Annotated in this window: 10 protein-coding genes; 5 read left to right on the top strand and 5 right to left on the bottom strand. The window is 65.4% G+C overall.

The annotated features are described in order from the left end of the window. Nucleotides 1-325 precede the first annotated feature (325 nt). Both G7Y82_RS20230 and exaC read right to left on the bottom strand, forming a co-directional pair. The gene (locus G7Y82_RS20230; RefSeq protein ID WP_168149951.1) at nt 326-2704 is read right to left on the bottom strand and encodes a TonB-dependent receptor; all 2379 of its coding nucleotides are present in this window, start codon (nt 2702-2704) and stop codon (nt 326-328) included. Between the two features lie 111 nt (nt 2705-2815). Further along, nucleotides 2816-4345, bottom strand: a complete 1530-nt coding sequence (exaC, locus tag G7Y82_RS20225) for an acetaldehyde dehydrogenase ExaC (RefSeq protein ID WP_168149950.1) — start codon at nt 4343-4345, stop codon at nt 2816-2818. 437 nt (nt 4346-4782) lie between these two features. Between exaC and G7Y82_RS20220 the strand changes: the two genes are divergently transcribed. Then, nucleotides 4783-6879 carry a sigma-54-dependent Fis family transcriptional regulator gene (locus tag G7Y82_RS20220; protein ID WP_168149949.1) on the top strand — a complete coding sequence of 699 codons (2097 nt, stop codon included), beginning with the start codon at nt 4783-4785 and terminating at the stop codon, nt 6877-6879. Between the two features lie 739 nt (nt 6880-7618). On the opposite strand, the gene acs is transcribed toward G7Y82_RS20220, so the two are convergent. Next, nucleotides 7619-9580, bottom strand: coding sequence for an acetate--CoA ligase (gene acs, locus G7Y82_RS20215; protein WP_168149948.1), 1962 nt, complete (start codon nt 9578-9580; stop codon nt 7619-7621). A gap of 198 nt (nt 9581-9778) precedes the next feature. Continuing rightward, nucleotides 9779-10369, bottom strand: a complete 591-nt coding sequence (locus G7Y82_RS20210; RefSeq protein ID WP_168149947.1) for an adenylate kinase — start codon at nt 10367-10369, stop codon at nt 9779-9781. Between the two features lie 380 nt (nt 10370-10749). Between G7Y82_RS20210 and G7Y82_RS20205 the strand changes: the two genes are divergently transcribed. Continuing rightward, the gene (locus G7Y82_RS20205; protein ID WP_240954453.1) at nt 10750-12918 is read left to right on the top strand and encodes a TonB-dependent receptor family protein; all 2169 of its coding nucleotides are present in this window, start codon (nt 10750-10752) and stop codon (nt 12916-12918) included. Between the two features lie 136 nt (nt 12919-13054). On the opposite strand, the gene G7Y82_RS20200 is transcribed toward G7Y82_RS20205, so the two are convergent. After that, nucleotides 13055-14107 (bottom strand): aldo/keto reductase, encoded by a 1053-nt coding sequence (locus G7Y82_RS20200; protein ID WP_168149946.1) that lies wholly within the window; start codon nt 14105-14107, stop codon nt 13055-13057. 81 nt (nt 14108-14188) lie between these two features. Between G7Y82_RS20200 and G7Y82_RS20195 the strand changes: the two genes are divergently transcribed. The 3 genes from G7Y82_RS20195 to aldA all read left to right on the top strand — a co-directional run bounded on the left by G7Y82_RS20195 (nt 14189) and on the right by aldA (nt 17476). Next, nucleotides 14189-14752: a TetR/AcrR family transcriptional regulator gene (locus G7Y82_RS20195; protein ID WP_168149945.1), complete on the top strand. Its 564-nt coding sequence runs from the start codon at nt 14189-14191 to the stop codon at nt 14750-14752. Nucleotides 14753-15132: 380 nt separating this feature from the next. Then, entirely contained in the window at nt 15133-16005 is an 873-nt protein-coding gene (locus tag G7Y82_RS20190; protein ID WP_168149944.1) for a transporter, read from the top strand. 34 nt (nt 16006-16039) lie between these two features. Further along, complete coding sequence (aldA, locus tag G7Y82_RS20185; RefSeq protein ID WP_168149943.1) at nt 16040-17476, top strand: aldehyde dehydrogenase; 1437 nt, start codon at nt 16040-16042, stop codon at nt 17474-17476. Nucleotides 17477-17590: the final 114 nt, after the last annotated feature.

The raw sequence follows: 17590 nt of genomic DNA, 5'->3' as shown, positions 1-17590 counted from the left end.
CAATCATGAGGCCGGTCTCGCGGCCAGAATAGCTGTGAAGCCATAGCGAATCCGGTTTCGTGCTCATGAGCTATAACAGCTATTAAACGGACCCCAGGGCCGCATATACATCGGCGACGAAGCCGCGCCGAACAGCGCTAAGTTCATGTTCTGCATCTGCGATTCCCCGGCGAGGCCGTATATGCACGGCTAGAAAGCCCGCCTCATGATGCCGCAGCTTTGGCGGTTTTGCGCGAGAGAGGCGAACGCAGTGAGACCCCGTTCACACTTCAGGCGTGAACTGGTTTTGCGCGCGAGGCGGGGCGAGCCCCGCCGCACGGTTTGCTCAGAAGCTGAGGCGCAGGCCGGCGTAGGCGGCGCGGCCTGGTGAAGGGCTGAGGGTGCGTGGGTCGTTGAGGTCGAGGCTCGGCGGCAGGCCGTCGTCGAGTTCGGTGTAGGTGGCGTAGGTGTAGTAGGTGCGGTCGAGCAGATTTTCGACTTCGGCGAACAGTTGCAAGGCATGGGTCACGGCGTAGGTGCCGTGCAGGTCGACAGTTGCATAGCCGCCAAGCGGTTTCTGTTGGTTGGATGCGTCGCCGGCGTAGTACTGGCTGCTGACGGCGCGCAGTTCGGCGCCGGCGCTCCAGCGTTGGCGCTTGTAGTCGGCCTGCAGCGTCAGACGATGGCGCGGCATCAATGGGATGCGGTCACCGCTGCGAACGTCGATATTGCCTTCGTCATCGGCTGACGGACTGTTGGAAGCAATGGTCAGCGCGTCGCGGAAGGTAGCGTCGATGAAGCTGTAGCTGGCGTGCAGCTTCCAGTGCGCGAGCTTGTACGACAGCGCCGTTTCGACACCCTGGCGGCGTGTCTTGCCGGCGTTACTGAAATAGCCGAAGCCGTTGATCTCGGTGGCGATGAGCAGGATGTCGTCGCGGTTATCGGTGCGGAACAGGCCGACGTTCCAGCTCAGGCGCCCCGGCAACGCGGATTCGATGCGGCCGCGCAGGCCGGCTTCGTAGGTATTGGAGACGACCTGCTTGAGCGGCGGGTCGTCGACCAGGAACGCACCGAGCAGACACGGCGATTCGGGATCGGCGCAGTTCAGTTCGCCTGCGGTCGGCGCGCGATTGGCCTGCGACCAGCCGGCATAGGCCGTCGTCTTCTCAGCGATGCGGTAGGTGACGCCGGTGCCGGGATTGAAGCGGCTGAAGCGGTTGTCGCTGTCGAGCGTGTCGCCGCGGCGATCGCGCAGGCTGATGTCGGCGTGGTTGTAGCGGCCGCTCAGCGACCACGCCAGCCGCGACGTCAGATCAAGGGTGTTGGTGAAGTACAGGCCGGTGTAGGCGTTGCGGGCGCGCACGCGGACCGGCGAGACGATCGGTGGCGAGGCGGTGGCGCTCTGACCCTGGTCGATGACGACGCCGGCGCCGGTCACTTCGAGATCGTCGGCGAGCGTGCCGAGTTCGCCATAGGCGCCGTAGCCGGTGCTGCCGTGATCGTACGACGCGCCGGCGACGAAGTGGTTCGGCCGGCCGAACAGCGGCGCCGTCAGCGTCCATTGCGCGGACGCGCCGGCGCCGTCGGTCTTGGTCCGCGTGCGGTCGATCTCGCCGGCCGTGGCGCCGTCGGCAATCACCGACGTCGACACCGGATTGCCCTGATCGTCGTACAGCGCGTCGTCCGGGTATTCGCCGTCGCCGCCGAAGCAGAAGTAGCCGTCGTCGTTCTCGCAGACCTCGGCGTCGGTGGTATTGCCGTCGATCAGGTGCTGATTGAAGCGGCGGTAGTACGTCTGTGCCGAGAGACTCTGCGTCGGGCTCGGTTCGACGCTACCGCGCAGCTGCACAAGTGCCGATTCGTTGTGCATGGCCTGCGGGTAGGTGAACACCGACTTCGGATCGTCGGCCAGCATTTCGATCGGCGTCGGACCGACCGCACCGATCGTGTTGTCGGCGCCGGAGAACGTCAGATGCAGCGTGGTCGTGCCGTCTTCGTAGCCGGCATCGGCATAGGCCTGGCGGATGATGGTGTGCGAGCGATCGCGAAAGCCGTCGTCGTCGAAGCCGCCGACGCCGGCATAGAAGCCGAAATTGCCGGCGCGCAGCGCGCTGCCCGCGTAGCCGGCGCGCTGGTTCCACGAACCGCCGGATGCCTGCAGCTCGCTGCCGCTGCTGTTGAAACCGTTCTTCATGTCCAGCGTCACCGCGCCGCCGAGCGCGTTGAGGCCGAACACCGGGTTGTTGCCTTGCACCGTCAGGCGGTCGACGGCGAACATCGGTACCAGATCCCAGTTGACCGAATCGCCGAACGCTTCGTTGATGCGGGTGCCGTCCTGGTAGATGGCCAGGCCCTGCGCGACGCCGGAGATCGGCGATGCCGCAAAGCCGCGATAGACGAAGTCCGGCTGGTACGGATTGCCCTGCTCGTCGTTGAGGCTGACGCTGCCCATGCGATCGGTAGCCTGACTCGGGATCACCTTGCCGCCGCCGGGCCGGTCCAGATCGCGCGCGGACATCGTCTGCACGTTGCTCGGCACCTTGTCGATGTCGATACCGCTGCCGGGCATCGGCGTGGTGCCGACGACGACGACTTCGGCGAGCGGCGTCAGCGCCTTGGCCGGTGCTGCGGAATTCTGGGAAGCGGCACCATCGTCGGCCGCGAAGACCATCGGCGGTGCACACGCCAATAACAACACCATGCCCGTGCGACGCATCCGCCTCATGTTGCTCTCCTCTCGCGGCGCCGCCATCGTCGTGCGTGGCGTGCGCATTTTTATTCTTGATTTGAAACGGACGGGCCGGCGCGAGACCGGCCCGTCGATACCGCCTGGACCTTAGAAGAAGCCCAGCGCCTTCGGCGAGTAGCTGACCAGCATGTTCTTGGTCTGCTGGTAATGGTCGAGCATCTGCTTGTGCGTTTCGCGGCCGATGCCGGACTGCTTGTAGCCACCGAACGCGGCGTGCGCCGGATAGGCGTGATAGTTGTTGACCCATACGCGACCGGCCTGGATGCCGCGACCGAAGCGATACACACGCGAACCGTCACGCGTCCAGACACCGGCGCCAAGGCCGTACTGCGTGTCGTTGGCGATCTCGAGGGCTTCGGCCTCGTCCTTGAAGGTGGTCACGGCCAGCACCGGCCCGAAGATTTCTTCCTGGAAGATGCGCTGCTTGTTGTGGCCCTTGAACACGGTCGGCTTGATGTAATAGCCGGCCGCCAGATCCGGCGTGTCGGTGTTGCGCTCGCCGCCGATCAGCAGCTCGGCGCCTTCCTGCTTGCCGATGTCGATGTAGCTGAGGATCTTCTCCATCTGCTCGGTCGACGCCTGCGCGCCGATCTGCGTGTTCAGATCGAACGGGCTGGACTGCTTGATCGCCGCAACGCGCTTGAGCGCACGCTCGATGAACTTCTCGTAGATGCTCTCCTGGACCAGCGCGCGGCTCGGCGACGTGCAGACCTCGCCCTGGTTGAACGCGAACAGCACGAAGCCTTCGATGGCCTTGTCGAGCAGATCGTCGTCGGCCGCCATGATGTCTTCGAAAAAGATGTTCGGCGACTTGCCGCCCAATTCCAGCGTCGCCGGAATCAGGTTTTCGGCAGCGTAGCTGGCGATCAGCTTGCCGACCTGCGTCGAGCCGGTGAACGCGATCTTGCCGATGCGCTTGCTGGTGCCCAGCGCCTTGCCGGCTTCGGTGCCGTAGCCGTTGACGATGTTGAGCACGCCCGGCGGCAACAGATCCTGAACCAGCTCGGCGAGCACAAGGATGCTGGCCGGGGTCTGCTCGGCCGGCTTGAGGACGATGCAGTTACCGGCGGCCAGCGCCGGCGCCAGCTTCCACGCCGCCATCAGGATCGGGAAGTTCCACGGAATGATCTGGCCGACGACGCCCAGCGGTTCGTGGAAGTGATAGGCGATGGTGTTCTCGTCGATCTCGCTGATGCTGCCTTCCTGCGTGCGGATGGCACCGGCGAAATAGCGGAAGTGGTCGGCCGCCAGCGGGATGTCGGCATTGAGCGTCTCGCGGATCGGCTTGCCGTTGTCCCAGGTCTCGGCGTGCGCGAGCAGCTCCAGGTTGTTGTCGATACGGTCGGCGATCTTGAGCAGGATGTTGGAGCGTTCGACCGGCGACGTGCGGCCCCAGGCGTCCTTGGCGGCGTGCGCGGCGTCGAGCGCGAGTTCGACGTCCTCTGCCTTCGAGCGTGCCACCTTGTTGATCACCTTGCCGGTGACGGGGCTGACGTTCTCCATGTACTCGCCACCGACCGGCGCCACCCACTTGCCGCCGATGAAGTTTTCGTAACGGGATTTGAAGATGGTCGACGGGTCGTTGGCCTGCGGCCGGAAGGAAGTGACAGCGTTCATTCGGGTCTCCTCGTGATGATGTGCGCAACTCAAACCAATAGCGTCCGGCGCGACAGAGCGCTGCCGTCCGGGGGTGTCACGCGGGACATGGCCCGCTCGGGGCGGCGCTTCAGCAGAAATCAGGCCAATTTACAGGCCCTTGAATTCAATGTTTTTTTGTAGATGTTGCGGCACACCTCGCGCCGGGGTGTCACCGATGCGGCGCGAACGCCGCCTCGCGGTGTCACGCGCGCGTGACAGTCCGTCGGACCGGCGTGACCGCTGAGCCAAAGGCCGCATTGACGAACCCACCGCAGGGGCATAGCGTTGCCGCACATGCCAAACATGGCATCGACCTTGCTTAGAGGCGGCGCCGTCGAAACGACGGCCCCGGCCCGCAAGCGCGCCGGAGCAAGATCTGGAGCACATCGATGCCAGAAAAAAAAGGCGGAGGAGAAATGACTGAAACAGCACTGGTGCAGCACGCCCGTGGCGTGATGGGCCTCGTCAACGGACTGGGCGCAGCCCCGCGCGGCGTGATTGCCGACTCGGTACGCGTGTCCTGGGAACGCTGCGTCAACGACTACCGGCTCGACCCGGCTCGTCCACACGCACCGCAAGTTGTCGACGGCAACAACCTCAAGGATTTGCAGGCTCGCCACGAGGAGCTGGTCGACATCGCCCGCGCCGAGATGGACACGCTCTACGACCAGATCAGCGGCTCCGGCTATGCGCTGCTGCTGACCGATGCCAACGGCATCATCCTCAGCGAAAAGGTCGACCCGACACTGACGCGCATGTTCCGCGGCGCCGGCCTCGTCGTCGGTGCCGACTGGAGCGAACAGACCGAAGGCACCAACGGCATCGGCACCTGCATCGCCGAAGGCCGCTCGGTGATGATCCACCGCGCCGATCACTTCCGCGCCCGGCACACGGCGCTGTCGTGCTCCGGCTCGCCGATCCGCGATCCGGACGGCGAAATGATCGCCGTGCTCGATGCATCCGTGGTCGGCTCGCACGACACGCGGACCAGCCAGATGCACACGATGGCGCTGGTCAACACCTCGGCGCGGCTCATCGAAAAGTGTCTGTTCCTGCGCCGCAGCCAGCCGTATCGCATCCTGCGCTTCCACAGCCGCCCGGAGTTCGTGAACCTGCTGCACGACGCGGCGCTGGCGCTGGCCGAGGACGGCACCGTGGTCGCCGCCGACGACATGGCCGTAGCGCTGCTGACCGCCAATACGCGGCGCTCGCTGATCGGCAGCCTGGTCACCGATCTGTTCGACATCGGCGAAGCCGAACTGCGCCAGCTCGAAGCAACGCGCCAGGCGCTGTTCCCCGTGCGCGACCTGCGTGCCGGGCGGCGCTTCTTCGTCAGTCTGGTGCCGCCGCAGACGCAAACGCATCTGATCGCCACCCAGACACCGCGCCGCAGCATCAGCGCCCCGGCGCCGGAGCCGGTACGCATCACGCCGATCGAGCGACCGGCAACGATGAATCTGGCCGAACTGGCCGGCGACGACCCGGCGATGCTGCGCAACATCCGCTCGGCCAGCCGCGTCGCCGACTCGCCGGTACCGATCCTGATCCAGGGGCCGACCGGTTCCGGCAAGGAAGCCTTCGCCAAGGCCCTGCACCTGGCCAGCCGCCGCGCGGCGCAACCGTTCGTCGCCGTCAATTGCGCGGCGATTCCCGAATCACTGATCGAGTCCGAGCTGTTCGGCTACAAGGCCGGCGCGTTCACCGGCGCCCGCCGCGAAGGCTCCAAGGGCCGCATCCTGCAGGCCAGCGGCGGCACGCTGTTCCTCGACGAAATCGGCGACATGCCGCTGAACCTGCAGACCCGTCTGCTGCGCGTGCTCGAAGAACAGGAAGTCGTGCCGCTCGGCGGCGACACCGCGATCAAGGTCGACCTGCGCATCCTCAGCGCCTCGCACCGGCCGCTGCGCGAAATGATTCATCGCGGCGAGTTCCGCGAGGATCTCTACTACCGCCTCAACGGCATCACACTGGAGCTGCCGGCGCTGCGCGAGCGTGCCGACATCGAACGCCTGATCCGCCGCTTCATCGCCATGGAAACCGAGCGCGAGCGTCCGGTGGCGATCGACGGCGAAGCCTTCGCGCGCCTGATCGCCTATCCGTGGCCCGGCAATATCCGCGAGCTGCGCAACGTGATCCGCACCGCGCTGGCGATCTGCGAGGACGATGTGATCCGTCGCGAAGATCTGCCGTCGGAGCTGCGCAACGGCACCATCGAACAGCTCAGCGCTGCGGCGACGCCGCCGAGCGCAGCGAGCAGCACCATTGCCGAGGCACCGGTCGCGATCGCGCCGTCCGGCCCGGCGCTGCCGACGCCGCCGCCCGGCACCACGCCGCTCAACCCGCTGGAGGAAGCCGAGTGCAAGGCCATCCTGCAGGCCGTTGAACAGAACCGCTGGAACATGACGATGACGGCACGCGCACTGGGCATGAGCCGCAACACGCTGTACCGCAAACTCAACCGTTACAGCATCCCGGTGGGTGACAAGCGGCATGACAAGTTGTCACGCCACTGAGACAGTCGCGATGTGACAGATCGTTCAGGACGCGCGGCACAGGTGTCGTCGAACGAGCATGCGTGCGACGGCACGGTTCGTTGCCGCCGCACGCCCCACCTCCCCCAGCCCCTCCCCCCGCAAGCGGGCGGAGGGGAGCTAAAGCACGCTCGCGCCCACTGCGCCATCGAAGCCCTCTCCGCCAGCGGGGCGGAGAGGGTTTGGGTGAGGTGGGGTACGTGCGGAGCGAAACCCGACCCGGATACCGCGCCGCCGATCGAACATGCACGCGACGGCACGGTTCGCTGCCACCGCACGCCCCACCTCCCCCAGCCCCTCCCCCCGCAAGCGGGCGGAGGGGAGCGGAAACAGCGCGAACCGCGAAACCCGGACCCGCAGCTCGAACGTGATGTTGCGCACGGCACTGAGCCCTCTCCGCCAGCGGGGCGGAGAGGGTTGGGTGAGGTGGGGTACGTGCAGGGCGAAACCCGGCCCGGATACCGCGCCGCCGATCGAACATGCACGCGACGGCACGGTTCGCTGCCACCGCACGCCCTACCTCCCCCAGCCCCTCCCCCCGCAAGCGGGCGGAGGGGAGCAAAAGCAGCGCGGACCGCGAAACCCGGATTCGCGACTCGAACGTGATGTTGCGCACGGCACTCAGCCCTCTCCGCCAGCGGGGCGGAGAGGGTTGGGTGAGGTGGGGTGCGGTATGCGGGAACCGAGCTGGATTTCGTCCGCTTGCGCCGCGGAACAGCGCTTAGCTACCGCGCAGCTGATCGAGGATCGCCGGGTTCTCCAGCGTGCTGGTGTCCTGCGCGGCGGTCTCGCCGCGGCCGACGGCGCGCAGCAGGCGGCGCATGATCTTGCCGGATCGGGTCTTCGGCAGTGCCTCGACCAGACGGATTTCATCAGGCCGCGCAATGGCGCCGAGCCGTGAGGCTACCCAGTCGCGCAACTCGCGCGGCAGATCGGCCTTCAGCGCCGCCTCGCGGCTGCCACGGACCACGACGAACGCCAGGATCGCCTCGCCCTTGATCTCATGCGGCCGGCCGACCACGGCAGCTTCGGCCACTGCCTCATGCGCGGCCAAGGCCGATTCGACTTCCATCGTGCCGAGACGATGGCCGGAGACATTCAGAACGTCGTCGATGCGGCCCAGTATCCAGAAGTAACCGTCGTCGTCGCGCTGCGCGCCGTCACCGGCGACATAGACGCGCGGCCCGAAGCGGCCGAAATAGGTATCGCGAAAGCGCTCGTCGTTGTTCCAGACCGTGGTCAGCATCGACGGCCACGGCTTGGTCACGACCAGCAGACCGCCCTGCCCCGCCTGGGTGACCGGCTGGCCGTCCTCGTCGACAATCTCGGCGCAGATACCCGGCAGCGGCAGCGTGCACGAGCCCGGCTTGGTCGCCATCGCACCCGGAATCGGCGCGATCATGATGGCGCCGGTCTCGGTCTGCCACCAGGTATCGACGATCGGGCAGCGGCCGCCGCCGATCACGCGCTGATACCACAGCCAAGCTTCCGGATTGATCGGCTCGCCGACGCTACCAAGCAGACGCAGCGACGACAGGTCGTGACGCAGCGGCAGCTCGTCGCCGAGCCGCATCAGCGAGCGGATCGCGGTCGGCGCGGTGTAGAAGATGCTGACCTTGTGCGCGGCGATCATGCGCCAGAAGCGCTCGCCGTCCGGATAGGTCGGAATGCCCTCGAAGATCAGCTGGGTGATGCCGTTCGACAGCGGCCCGTAGCTGACATACGAGTGGCCGGTGATCCAGCCGATGTCGGCGGTGCACCAGAACACATCGCCCGGACGCAGGTCGAAGACCCATTGCATCGACACTGTGGCGCCGAGCAGATAACCGCCGGTGGAATGCTGCACGCCCTTCGGCCGGCCCGTCGAACCGGACGTGTAGAGCAGGAACAGCGGGTGACTGGATTCGACCCATTCCGGCTCGCACTGCGTCGGCTGCTGCGGCACGACGTCATGCCACCAGACATCGCGCATCGGGTCCATCACACAGCCGCCGAGACGCTGATAGACCAGCACGCGTTCAACACTGCTGCAACCTTCGGTCAGCGCCAGGTCGACCGTCGTCTTCAGCGCCACGCGCTTGCCGCCGCGCGGCGCGGCGTCGGCGGTGATGACCAGACGCGCGCCGGCATCCTCGATGCGGTCCTTCAAGGACTCCGCGGAAAAGCCGCCGAACACCACCGAATGAATCGCGCCGATGCGTGCGCAGGCCTGCATGGCCATCACCGCCTGCGGGCCCATCGGCAGATACAGCACGACGCGGTCGCCCTTGTCGATGCCAAGCGCGCGCAGCGCGTTGGCGAGCTGACAGACCTCGGCATGCAGCTGCGCATAGGTCCAGCGCTGCACGTCGCCATCGTCGTTCTCGAAGATCAGCGCATCCTGTGCCGCACGCTCGGGCAGATGGCGGTCGAGGCAGTTGTACGACGCATTGAGGCGGCCGCCGACGAACCAGCGGTAATGCGGCGCGGCGCTGTCGTCCAGGGTCAGGTCGAACGGGCGTTGCCAGTCGAGCTGCGTCGCGGCTTGCTGCGCCCAGAAACCCTCGTGATCCTGCGCGGCGCGACGGCGCAGCGCCGCCAGACGCTGCGAATCCAGCGCGCTGGCCGCGGCAAACGCCGCGCTCGGGGCGAAGCTGCGCGTCTCGTGCAGCACCGACTCAATTTCGGGAACGACGGCTTCCATTTTCGGGCTCTCCATATTGATCTGTGTGAAGCGGTCCGCTTGCGGCCGCATGCCGCCGCCCTCAGCAAGGCCGATGCCAAACACGGCTGGCGACGCGATGCGCGGGCCATACGCGGCAACGCGGCGAGCGTCAGCGCGAACCGGGCGTCACGCACGGGACACAGCCTGTCCTCATGCGTGACGCCCTGTTGCAAGCATTCAGGCCGAGGCGACCGGCGCGCAGTGCGCGTCGATTGCGCGCGTCAGCGCACCGAAGATCGCGGTGACGGTGCCGCTGCCCGGTACCGTCACCAGCTTGCCCTGGCCGGCGTAGTAATCGAGCAACGGATGCGTCTCGGCCATGTAGACACCGAGGCGTTGGCGAATGGTGTCTTCGTTGTCGTCGCAGCGGCCTTCCTCGATACCGCGCTTGACGAGGCGTGCCACGACTTCATGCACCGGTACGTCGAGGTGCAGTGCCAGATCGATCGGTGCGCGCTGCTTGCTGTCGAGCAGATGATCGAGCGTGCGCGCCTGGCCGATGTTGCGTGGGAAGCCGTCGAGGATGAAGCCGTCGCTGGCATCGGACTCGTCGAGTCGCGCTTCGACGATGCCGACGACGATGGCATCGTCGACGAGCTGGCCGGCTTCCATCACCGCCTGCGCCTTGCGCCCGAGCGGCGTGCCTTCACGAACGGCGGCACGCAAGGCGTCGCCGGTCGAAAGCCGCGGAATGCCGTAATGCGCCGTCAGCATCTCCCCTTGTGTGCCCTTGCCGGATCCCGGCGCGCCGAGCAGTACGATTCTCATGGTGCTGTCACTCCTTCAGCAGGATGTGGTGGTTGGCGAATGCCGGCGGGAGCAATTCCGGTGCCAGCCCTGATGGCGCTCTGTATCCCGCCGACGTACCGCGGCGGCGCACTGCTGCAACAGCTGTCGCAGGCTGCGACAGCTGTCCCGACAACGGGACAGCCAGCAGACACGCTTCGTCCCGTATCATGCGCAGCCGGATGTCTCGCGCCGCCTCGCACGCATCCCGCTTCGACGCCGCCACGCCACGACCTCGCGAAACCCTCGCCGCGCGTCGCGCGTGACGGCGACGCGGGCGCTGCGTCCGCGCATGGCACGGGGCTTGCCGCTCGCGCGCTCGAGCGGCCCCCTAGAGCCGCATCACCCATCGAGGAGCACACATGCGTTTTCAACACTGGGCGGGTCGCCTGACACCGCTCGCCATCGCCGCCAGTGCGTTCTGCGCGCACGCCGCCGACACCGATGGCGCATCGAACGATGTCGCCATGCTCGACACCGTGACCGTCACCGCGACGCGATTGCCGCAGCCGGTATTCGACGTGCCGGCGTCGGTCGACGTCATCGACGGCGCCAAGTTTCACGACGACACGCTGGCGGTCAATCTGTCCGAAGGGCTCAATGCCGTTGCCGGCCTGATGGCGCGCGATCGCCAGAACTACGCGCAGGACACGCAGCTGTCGATCCGCGGTTTCGGCACGCGCTCCAGCTTCGGCATTCGCGGCGTGCGCCTGTACGTCGACGGCATTCCGGCGTCGCAGCCGGACGGCCAGGGCCAGATCTCGCATTTCAATCTGGCTAGCGCCGGACGCGTCGAAGTGCTGCGCGGTCCGTTCTCGGCGCTCTACGGCAATTCATCCGGCGGCGTCGTGCAGCTGTTCACCGCCGACGGCACACCGGAGCCGGTGATCTACGGCGGCTTCGCCGGCGGACGCTACGACACCTACCGCGAGAACATCGGCACCAGCGGCACCTACGGCATCGCCGACTACAACTTCGCATACTCCAACTTCGAGACCGAAGGCTTTCGCGATCACAGCGCCGCGGAGCGACGCTCGTTCAACGGCAAGGTCAATCTGCATCTGAGTGGCGATGACCGCCTGACCGTCGTACTCAACCGTTTCGACTCGCCGCAGGCGCAGGACCCGCTGGGCCTGACGCGCGCGCAGTTCGATCAGGACCCGTCGCAGGCCACATCGGTCGCCACGCAATACAACACGCGCAAGCGCGTGCGTCAGACGCAGGGCGGGCTGGTCTACGAACATCGCTTCAGCGAGGCGCAGAGCGTGCAGCTGACCGGCTATCTCGGTCAGCGCGACGTCCTGCAGTTCCTGTCCATCCCGCCGTCCGCACAGGCGGCCGCGACCGCGTCCGGCGGGGTCGTCGATCTGGGCACCGACTTTGGCGGCAGCGAGGCACGATGGAGCTATCGCGGCGGCACGGCCGATCGCCCGTGGAGCATCGTCGCTGGCCTGGCTTGGGACGATCTGCGCCAGCACCGCCAAGGCTTCGAGAACTTCGTCGAGAACGACGACGGCAGCAACACGCTCGGCGTGCGCGGCGACCAGCGCCGCAACGAGATCGACAGCGTCTGGAGCTTCGATCAGTTCGTGCAGGGCAGCTGGCGCTTTGCCGAACGCTGGGAAGCACAGGCCGGCGTGCGTCACAGCCGCATCGCGTTCAAGTCCAACGACCACTACGTCACCGACAGCAATCCGGACGACAGCGGCAGCACCGACTTCGAAGCGACGACGCCGGTCGCCGGCCTGATGTTCCGCGCCAGCGACTGGGCGCATGTCTACGCATCCTACGGCCGCGGCTTCGAAACGCCGACGTTCTCCGAGCTGTCGTACCGGCCGGACGGCGGCGCCGGACTGAACTTCGACCTGAACCCGGCGCGCAGCAACAACAGCGAGCTGGGTCTCAAGCTGCGCTTCGGCGCGCGCACGACCGCCAACGTCGCGCTGTTCGACACCGAGACCCAGCACGAGCTCATCGTGCTCAGCAACAGCGGCGGGCGCTCGACCTATGGCAATGCCGGTCACACACGACGCCAGGGCGCCGAAGCACAGCTGAGCACAAGGCTGACGTCACGCTGGAAACTCGATCTCGCCTACACCTTGCTCAACGCACGCGTACGCCGTGACTATCAGGCTTGCTCCGGCACGCCGTGCACGTCGCTGAACACGACGGTGACGGCCGGCACGCGCATCGCCGGCATTCCCGAATCGAACCTCTACGCCCAATTGGGCTGGGGCGGCGAAAGCGGCTGGCACGCCAATGCCAATATGCGCTATCTGAGCCGCGTCGCGGTCAACGACACCAACAGCGAGGCGGCGCCGTCGTACACCGTGTTCGGCCTCGACGGCGGCTATGTCTTCGATCTGCCGAAGCTTCGCGTGCGCACTTTCGTCAATCTCGACAATCTGTTCGACCGCGACTACGTCGGCTCGGTGATCGTCAACGACGGCAACGGCCGCTACTACGAACCCGGCCCGGGCTTTTCGGTGTTGGCCGGCTTCGGCATCGAGTGGAAGCCGCAGGGCGCCTGATCGATCGATCGCGGAGTCCCCAGGCCGCGCATCGCTAGGATGCGCGGCCTTCGTCGTGTTGCGGCGTGCCATCACTACATTCTGCCGAGACGCGCGAAACCACGCGGTCCGAAATGCCGGCCAAAGCGCGAGCCGCTTACAACATGAACGATGCTGAGGCGCTGAAACCAGTCGCCGCCGCGACAGAGCGGGCCAGCAGCACTGGATCGGATACGCCCTGAGCGTCTTTGCGCGGCGTGTAAGGCGACTCCAGCAGTTGCGCGTCCTCATCGCTCAGGGTGATTGAGAGCGACGCAATGGCGTCGTCGATATGGTGAGTCTTCAACGAACCCACAATCGGAGCCGCGACGACCGGCTTTCTCCGAAGCCATGCCAGCGCGATCTGTGCTTGGCTGACGCCATATCGCGCTGCCAATTCCGCCACGGCGTCGACAATCAGACGATCGCTCTGCGCTGTAACGGGGTCCTGTTCTGCGCCCACGGGCTCGGACCGGCTGCGCTCCGTTGTGGCGCCCCAAGGGCGCGTCAAGCGACCACGTGCGAGGGGACTGTAAACAAGAGTCTGCACACCCTCGTCGGCACAGAGCGGCAACATTTCGCGCTCTTCCTCGCGAACGAGCAGGTTGTAGTTGTCCTGCATCGACACAAAGCGCGCCCAGCCGTTCGCCCGCTGTAAATGCAAGGCCTTGCTGAACTCCCACGCCATCATGGAAGACGCGCCGAGGTAGCGTACCTTGCCCATTCTCACCACGTCATTGAGCGCCTCCAGTGTCTCCTCCCAGGGTGTCCGCTGATCGCGACGGTGAATCTGATAGAGATCAATGTAGTCGGTCCCCAACCGCCGCAGGCTGTGGTCGACCTCGGCAAATATCGCCTTGCGGGACAAGCCCAATGCATTAGGGCCATTCCGCATCGATGCGCTCAACTTGGTGGCGATGACAACCGCGTCGCGGTTGGCGAAATCCTTTAATGCCTTTCCCAGGATTTGCTCACTGTTGCCGAGGGAATACAGGTTCGCGGTATCAAAGAAGTTGATCCCCTGCTCGAGCGCGTAACGAATGAGCAAGCGACTGGCAGCTTCGTCGATAGACCAGGCCGGATGGCCTCGGGACGGATCACCAAACCCCATGCAACCCATGCAGATCGGCGACACCTCCAGGCCTGTACGGCCAAGCTTTGCATATTGCATAGAACTTCCCTTCCCATAAAATGGAGAACTCTCCATATATCCCATGTTAACGGAGAGATCTCCACTTACACAAGCCGAAAAATGGTCGAAGCCAACAAGCTCAGAGAAGACGCAAGAGAAAACAGAGAACGCATCCTGGAGGCGGCGCGCACTGCTTTTGCGGCCGATCCGATGGTTTCCCTGAATGCCATTGCCAAGACGGCCGGCGTCGGCGCAGGGACGCTCTACCGGCATTTCCCGAACCGCGAAGCCCTGGTTCTCGGCGTATACCGCAAGGAGATCGATGAGCTCGCCGCGCAGGCCGCTCGATTATTGGCGAAGCATCCGCCGCTGGAGGCCTTTCGCAAGTGGTGCGACAAGCTCGTGCAATTGGGGAAGGTAAAGCATGGAATTGCCGACCTTCTGCATGCGGCAATCACCGACCAGGATATTCAAGAGACCTACCTGCCGATGCTGGAAGCAGTCCGCCAGTTGATGAACGCTTGCAAGGAGTCCGGGGATATCCGTTCAGATGCAAGTGCTGAAGACGTGCTGACGCTGGTCGGTCTCCTGTGGAGAATTCCGCCTTCACCCGAAGGCGGGGCTCGTGTGAAGCGGATACTCGCCCTCGTATTCCGCGGGCTGACAACCAATGAAAGCGCATAGCTACAAGCGCCAATGCCGTTGATGCATCGGCAGGGCCATCAGTCAGGCTCGCCCGCATGCTCAGGCTAGATTTCCAGCGATTGGCACGTCCCACCCACACGGATTGAACCCACGGCTCGTCGAAAGCGCGGTTCGTCGTCAACGGCGACCTCGGTGCTGCGACAGCTGTCGCATCTGCCGCGACGGATGTCGCGCACAGCGACACTCGATGCGCCGTCACCATGGCCGCTGCCGCACTCTTAAAAGTCAAATTTCCCTTTTCCATCATTGCCTTGTTGAAGCCACCATCACGCGGCGCCGGCGTGGCATAGGCGTTGCCCCTTTTTGGCACCCGCCGCTCGTGACCCGCGAGCCGGGACCAAAAAACACAGGGAGGAGCAATGTCTCGATTCAAGGATTCGAACCGTCGTCTCAGACGATGCAGCCGCGTGCTCGGCGCCGCATTGGCGCTGCCGGTGCTGCACGCCAGCGCCGGCACGACGTTCGATGTCATAGGCCCGCGCGAGTACGAGCTGCCGGTCGATTTCAAACCGTTCAATGTCTTCGTCCAGTACGCAACGCTGCAGAACACTGATCGTACGTTCGACAGCGACGGCAACCGCGCTGACGGCAGCGGCACGGAAACGATCAGCGGTCTGTCGAAGTACGTGCGCTTCTGGACGCCGGATTTCAATCACCGCATCGGTCTGGCCTGGGAAGTGATCGCCTCGGAAGTGTCGGTGCGCAATCACTCGGCCAACGCCGCCGACGCCAATCAAACCAGCGGCATCGGCGATCCGCTGACGGGCTTCGCGCTCTGGTACAAGCCCAGCGACAACTCGACCTTCGGTATCCAGTCGTTCGTGCAGATGCCGGTCGGCAACAGCGATGTCAGCGATACCAACTGGAAGAATCTGACGTCGCTGCTGTGGGACGTGCGACTGCCGGCGCATCTCGGCTGGACCGCCGACGCCGGCTTCGTCTACCAGGGTCGGCGTACGCGCGATCACCTGCGGCCGGGCATGGCCTGGCACACCAATCAGCGCTTCGCCTGGCAGGCCACCGAACTGCTCGAACCGTTTGTCGCGGTCGACGCCGAATACGACGACGGCCATGACGGCATCGCCAGCGCGTGGACCGTCGATGCCGGCCCCGGCGTGATGTTCCACACCTTCGACAACCAGTCGATCACGGTGCGCTACGCCACCAGCGTTGCCGGACGCAATCGTGACGTCAACAACAGCTTCAACCTCAAGTACGCCTATGTCTGGTGATCTGGGTTCCCCGTCCCTCCACTCAGGAGTTTTCATGAAGGACTATCAAAACTACATCGACGGCCAGTTCGTCGCCGAAGCCGGCGCGACCTGGATCGACGTCGAGAATCCCGCCACCCACGAGGTGCTCGCGCGCATTCCGGACAGCAGCCCGGCCACCGTCGAAGCGGCCATCGCCGCCGCCAAGCGCGCGCAGCCGGCGTGGGAGAAGAAGCCGGCGATCGAACGCGCCGGCTACCTGCGGCAGATCTCCGCGAAGATTCGCGAGCATCGCACGCGGCTGGCGGCGATCATCGTCGCAGAGCAGGGCAAGACCCAGGGCCTGGCGCAGGTCGAGGTCGACTTCACCGCCGACTACATCGACTACATGGCCGAATGGGCGCGCCGCCTGGAAGGCGAAGTGCTGACGTCGGATCGCGCCGGCGAAAGCATCTTCCTGATGCGCAAACCGCTCGGCGTGGTGGCCGGCATCCTGCCGTGGAACTTCCCGTTCTTCCTGATCGCGCGCAAGCTGGCGCCGGCGCTGGTGACCGGCAACACCATCGTCATCAAGCCCAGCGAAGAAACGCCGATCAATGCCTATGAGTTCGCCAAGCTTGCGGCGGAAACGGACCTGCCGGCCGGCGTCTTCAATCTGGTTGGCGGCCGCGGCGCGACGACCGGCAATGCGCTGTCGACGAATCCCGACGTTGATCTCGTCACGTTCACCGGCAGCGTCGCCACCGGCACGCGCATCATGCAGAGCGCCGCCGTCAATCTGACGCGCGTCAATCTCGAACTGGGCGGCAAGGCTCCTGCCATCGTCCTCGCCGATGCCGATCTCGATCTGGCCGCCAAGGCGATCTACGACTCGCGCGTCATCAACACCGGACAGGTCTGCAACTGCGCCGAGCGCGTCTATGTCGACGCCAAGGTCGCCGACGCGCTGACCAACAAGCTCGCCAAGCTGATGCAAGCGACGCGCTACGGCGACCCCGGCCAGATCGCCGACCTCGAAATGGGTCCGCTGATCAACAAGGCCGCACGCGACAAGCTGGTCGGCGTCGTCGAGCGTGCGGTCGCGGCTGGCGCGCAGCTCGTCACTGGCGGCAAGATCGCCAGCCTCGACAAAGGCTGGCACTTCGAGCCGACGCTGTTCGTCGGCTGTCAGAGCGGCTCGGAAATCATGACCAAGGAAACCTTCGGTCCGGTGCTGCCGGTGCAGACCGTCGATGGCCTCGACGAAGCCGTGGCGCTCGCCAACAGCACCGAGTACGGCCTGACGTCGTCGATCTACACGCGCGATCTGAGCTCGGCGTTCCGCGCGATGCGCGATCTGAAATTCGGCGAGACCTACATCAACCGCGAGAACTTCGAGGCCATGCAGGGCTTCCACGCCGGCCGCAAGAAATCCGGCATCGGCGGCGCCGATGGCAAGCACGGCCTTTACGAATTCATGGAGACCCATGTCGTCTACATCAACCACGGCTAAGCGCCACGATGCAGACGATCAACGCAACGGGAGAGCAGTACGAGGAGAATGCAATGAGTAACATCAAAAACACGCCGGACATGCCGGCACCGACCCATCGCCAGCCGCGCCAGG

Source organism: Solimonas marina (assembly GCF_012241385.1).
GTDB classification, from domain to species: domain Bacteria; phylum Pseudomonadota; class Gammaproteobacteria; order Nevskiales; family Nevskiaceae; genus Solimonas; species Solimonas marina.
Note: the sequence above shows the minus strand (reverse complement) of the source record. Positions and strands in the feature narration are given on the sequence as shown.